This window comes from Bacillus sp. FSL R12-0074 (assembly GCF_038005725.1).
GTDB lineage: Bacteria > Bacillota > Bacilli > Bacillales > Bacillaceae_G > Bacillus_A > Bacillus_A mycoides.
The window spans coordinates 1-4,067 of record NZ_JBBOTR010000012.1 but is presented as its reverse complement, the minus strand read 5'-3'; the positions used below and the strand labels follow the sequence as shown (position 1 = coordinate 4,067).

General features: G+C 32.6%; 5 protein-coding genes. 2 read left to right on the top strand and 3 right to left on the bottom strand.

Features of this window, described 5'->3' with window-relative positions; genetic code table 11:
- Together mobV and NSS97_RS30385 are read right to left on the bottom strand one after the other, a co-directional pair.
- Nucleotides 1–1,124, bottom strand: a 1,124-nt coding sequence (gene mobV, locus NSS97_RS30390) for a MobV family relaxase (protein ID WP_341115417.1), incomplete at its 3' end; no start/stop codon positions are given.
- A gap of 455 nt (nt 1,125–1,579) precedes the next feature.
- Complete coding sequence (locus NSS97_RS30385) at nt 1,580–1,753, bottom strand: hypothetical protein (RefSeq protein ID WP_174078549.1); 174 nt, start codon at nt 1,751–1,753, stop codon at nt 1,580–1,582.
- 104 nt (nt 1,754–1,857) lie between these two features.
- Between NSS97_RS30385 and NSS97_RS30380 the strand changes: the two genes are divergently transcribed.
- Nucleotides 1,858–2,466, top strand: a complete 609-nt coding sequence (locus NSS97_RS30380; RefSeq protein WP_341115412.1) for a hypothetical protein — start codon at nt 1,858–1,860, stop codon at nt 2,464–2,466.
- 756 nt (nt 2,467–3,222) lie between these two features.
- The gene (locus tag NSS97_RS30375) at nt 3,223–3,714 is read left to right on the top strand and encodes a replication/maintenance protein RepL (protein ID WP_113708657.1); all 492 of its coding nucleotides are present in this window, start codon (nt 3,223–3,225) and stop codon (nt 3,712–3,714) included.
- A 32-nt stretch (nt 3,715–3,746) separates the two neighbouring features.
- Here NSS97_RS30375 and NSS97_RS30370 read toward each other — a convergent pair whose 3' ends face one another.
- Nucleotides 3,747–3,941, bottom strand: coding sequence for a DUF7695 domain-containing protein (locus NSS97_RS30370; RefSeq protein ID WP_113708656.1), 195 nt, complete (start codon nt 3,939–3,941; stop codon nt 3,747–3,749).
- Between the last annotated feature and the right edge of the window lie 126 nt (nt 3,942–4,067).

Below are 4,067 nucleotides of genomic sequence, written 5' to 3'. Positions count from 1 at the left end.
CTTTCTTCTGAATACCTAAGAGAACTAAATCTATTCATAGATGCATTTACTTTTCTCTTACAAAAACCAATAATCTCATGGAATTTAGGCATCTCTTTTGGAATAAACTTCTCATAAAATTTATCCATTTCATCTATTAATTTTGCTAGACGTTCAAATTTACCCTTATACGGCTTCAACTCTTCATTTTCTTTTTCCAAACGCTTCACTGTTGTATGTAAATCTGTATTACTCGCTTGTAGTGCTTCATTCTTGCGATGTAACGTCATATTTTCACGTTTAAAAGCTTCTGATGCCTTTGCCTTAGTTTTGAGTTCCTCAAAGTCTTCTACTCTCATTTCAACGGTTTTAGAGCGTAAGATACCACCCTTGTGTTTAACTTCGATCTTATCGACGTTATTTGTTGATTTCACTGCATTTTGTAATTGATTCAAACGAGATTCTAATTGTTCCATTTGTTTATTTACTACTTCTTTTTTCTGTAAGCATTGTCCCATTTCTTTTTCTAAAGCTTTTATCTCTTCTTTTGCGCTCATTACCTTGAATTTTCGCATTTCTACATGCTTTTTATCACTTGATACACCACGTTCCAAATAAAAGCCCTTTTCTACCATGTGAGCATGAAAATCGTCCTGGAGTGAAACCAATTCTTTTCGGTTAAAAATTTGTTTAGCTGATAACTTATTTTCTCCGGTTACTGGAATCATTCCAACGTGCATATGAGGTGTTTTCTCGTCCAAATGCACAGTTGCGTGTACAATATTTTGTTCACCATATCTATCTTTTAAGAAGCTATACGCTTCTTTGAAAAACACCTTCTGTTGAGCTGGATCAACCATATCTAATACATCAAAAAATTCTCTATCACTTGTAACGACAAACTCACACATCACAACCGCATCTTTTCGAATCGCTCGATTGGTCTCTACATTTTGTTCAATCTTATCTTTCACTGTTTTCAAATAATCAATGTGGCCATCATTATGTAAATCGTAATTCAATTGTGTTCGATCCAGCTCAATATCATGATTTGTGTGACTTTCTTTTTCTCGCTGATTATGAATCTGAATTCCTTTCACATCTCGCATTTTAAATTTCTGCATTCGGCAAATTGCAAAACTCATTTTTCACCTCTTTTTCCATGGTTCTACGTCCTTATCAGTCCTTAGAACCATATAAAGTATATAGACTTCACCCCTGTTTTTCGGTGGACTTCCATGTAAAGTATAGCACACTATACTTTACTATCGTAAAGGTGTGCCCTGCGGGGCTATTCGGCAAGCCGAATAAAGACCTTGGGCATTGCCCAAACCCACTGGGGAACTCTTCCCCAGACCCCATATAAAAACAAAAAACGTGGAATAAATAGTTGTTCTCCCATGAACGCTATTTATTCCACGTTTTCTTGACCACGAGCCTCTAAACCCTCAAACTCCCGAAGGCAACCCCACCGGTCAAAAACCGCCCTGTGGGGCCACCTCCCGTAGTTTGCATGAGGGTTCCCCTCATGGTAAAGAAACTTTCGCGGCATAATCGCTTTGTCATTATGCCAAATATTTAGGAATCAAATCTATTAATTTCAAGATACTTTAGCATTTCTAGAAACAATGTATAAAATTAATACAAAAATAAATAATGAAATGCTAACTACACCAGTTACCGCTTCATTACTTACTGTATAATTTACAATAGTAATAATAAATAAACAAAGAGCACCTATTAATGCTAACTTTTCTTTTATAAATTTAAGCATAAAAGTCCCTCCTTCTATATATTTACTCTATTAATATACCATATTTTCCCCAAATATGGTAATATATGATTGTATGAAAATTAAAATAAAAAGGGGTAATGTAAATGTTTAAAAAGAAATTTTTGCCTGTATTAATCGGTACTTTCTTATTTAGTTCTGTAGTTCCTGGAATTTCCTTTGCAGCTGAAACAAAAAATGCAAAAGTAGAACAACAACAGCAACAAGCAATTGATAATGAAATGTTTAGTCAATCAAAAACTATCTTGCAAGCAATTGAAAATATCCCTAATAGTGTAGTAGAACAAGGCCCACAAAAAACTGCAGAATGGTTACAAAATAAAACAGGATATTATGTAAGCATTGATAATAAGGAAAATTTAATCTTTAATGAAATTGATCCTGCTAAATCTAAAAATATACAATCATTTAGCGCTTCAGCTTGTATTGGAGCTGTTGGAGTAGCACTTGTTAGTAATGGTATTCCATTTACTAAAATATTAAAAGTTAAATCGGCACTTAAAGCTCTTGGAGGAACTGCAAATGCAGTTTCTAAAATCAAAAAATATTATGATTCATATCGTTATAATGGATTTTCTAGAAATGATTCAATAAAAAAAGCTTTAAATAAAGCATCTAGTGGACTAGCTGGAGATACTAAAGCTGCACTTTTAGACTTTTTCAATTTAAGCAATGTTATTGCAAACTGTTTTTAAATAATAAATATTTTCATAATACATATGAAAACTAAACAAAAAAGAGTGTTTGTATATTAATTTATACTACACTCTTTTTTAATGCCTTCTTGTTTTTGGGTGTGAGTGCTGGCTAGTCGTGTGGGGGCTAAACCCCACGAATTTAACGTAACTAGATATGGCAAGAGCTGATTACTTTGGTCGATGGATCTAGGCGGTTCGGCTGGTACAATTGCTAGCCCAAGTCGAGCAACTTAACCTCGTTTTTGGTCTGTTCGGCTTGGCGAAAGCTAAAAACCAGCCGAATTTTTCCAGGCAATGGAGGAAAGGTGGAGATTTTTGAGTGTTCTTTACTCAAAAATACTACCTGACCATTGCCTGGAAAAAAGCCGTTCTTAGAACGATATAAAGATGTTTAACTTTTAACTCTGCTAAACTCAAAAAAAGAACAAAATCAAAACTATATAATAAATAAAAGAAGGAAAAGCTCTTTAGTTTTTTTAGTTAAGTCCTTGATATATAAGGGTTTGTGATGTTTTTTAGGTTTTTAACATTAACTCTTATAGCAGTTAATGTTAACTGTTATAGCAGTTAACATTAACTGCTATAGCGGTTAATGTTAACTCTATATAAGAGTTAATTTTGATTTTAGTTGTCCTTTTTAAATGTATTTTTTTTAACTCTAGTTTAACAGTTAGACTTAACTCTAAATAAGAGTTGATTCAAATTTATATAGGTGTTATTATTAACTCAAACATTTTTAGGGAGGATATAAAAATGCCTAAAGTCTCAATGGTTGAGAACACTAAAATAGTTAACCCTGATGGAGAAATACTAGAAGAAACAAAAAGCGTTACTTTCAATTATGGAAAAGAACCCGACTACATAAAAGTTTATCTTGATAACATCATGTTTCTTGCTGAAATATCGGGATGGATCAGTAAAATCATGTATGAATTAATAAAATCAGTTTCGTATGCTAACAAAGGACAATTTATAATCATAAATGCTGGCTACAAAAGAATAATCGCTTCGAGTTTAGGAATTAAACTACAATCAGTTACAAATGCAATAAATCAATTAGTGAAAAAAGGAATTTTGATAAAAATAGAATCAGGAGTTTTTCAACTCAATCCACAATATTTCGGAAAAGGTGAATGGAAAGACATTTCAAAAATTAGATATGAAGTCGAATTAAATGCTAAAGGTAAATCTATTAAACTAAAAGAAATCGAAACTGAAGAAGAACCACAAAAAATAGAAGCATAAAAAAACGCCCTAGAATCAATTCTAAGGCATTTTTAATGTTCTAGTTCATCTTCATACTCATGTAATTCAATGATATTTTCTAAATCTCCCTGCATACGTGCATACTCTAAACCACCATCCACCGCTACAGAACGACACGAACAATACTTAAAATCATGAGTAAATTTAGATTCAATTACATCACCACATTTTCGGCATTGAATCGCATTTCTCTTTAGCTTTTTCATTGATAATCCTCCTATCAAAGTCCTCTTTCATTTTCACGTTCTTTTCTTTGTTGTTTTTGTTCTTTTTGTTGATTTTCAAGAAACTTTGATGCTGTTTCATATCCTCTTTTCTCATGTTCATTCAAC

What these genes read in the sequence shown, in the direction of transcription:
- NSS97_RS30375 (WP_113708657.1), top strand. Translation starts at nt 3,223, where the DNA reads ATGCCTAAAGTCTCAATGGTTGAGAACACTAAAATAGTTAACCCTGAT.
- NSS97_RS30370 (WP_113708656.1), bottom strand. Translation starts at nt 3,941, where the DNA reads ATGAAAAAGCTAAAGAGAAATGCGATTCAATGCCGAAAATGTGGTGAT.
- NSS97_RS30385 (WP_174078549.1), bottom strand. Translation starts at nt 1,753, where the DNA reads ATGCTTAAATTTATAAAAGAAAAGTTAGCATTAATAGGTGCTCTTTGT.
- NSS97_RS30380 (WP_341115412.1), top strand. Translation starts at nt 1,858, where the DNA reads ATGTTTAAAAAGAAATTTTTGCCTGTATTAATCGGTACTTTCTTATTT.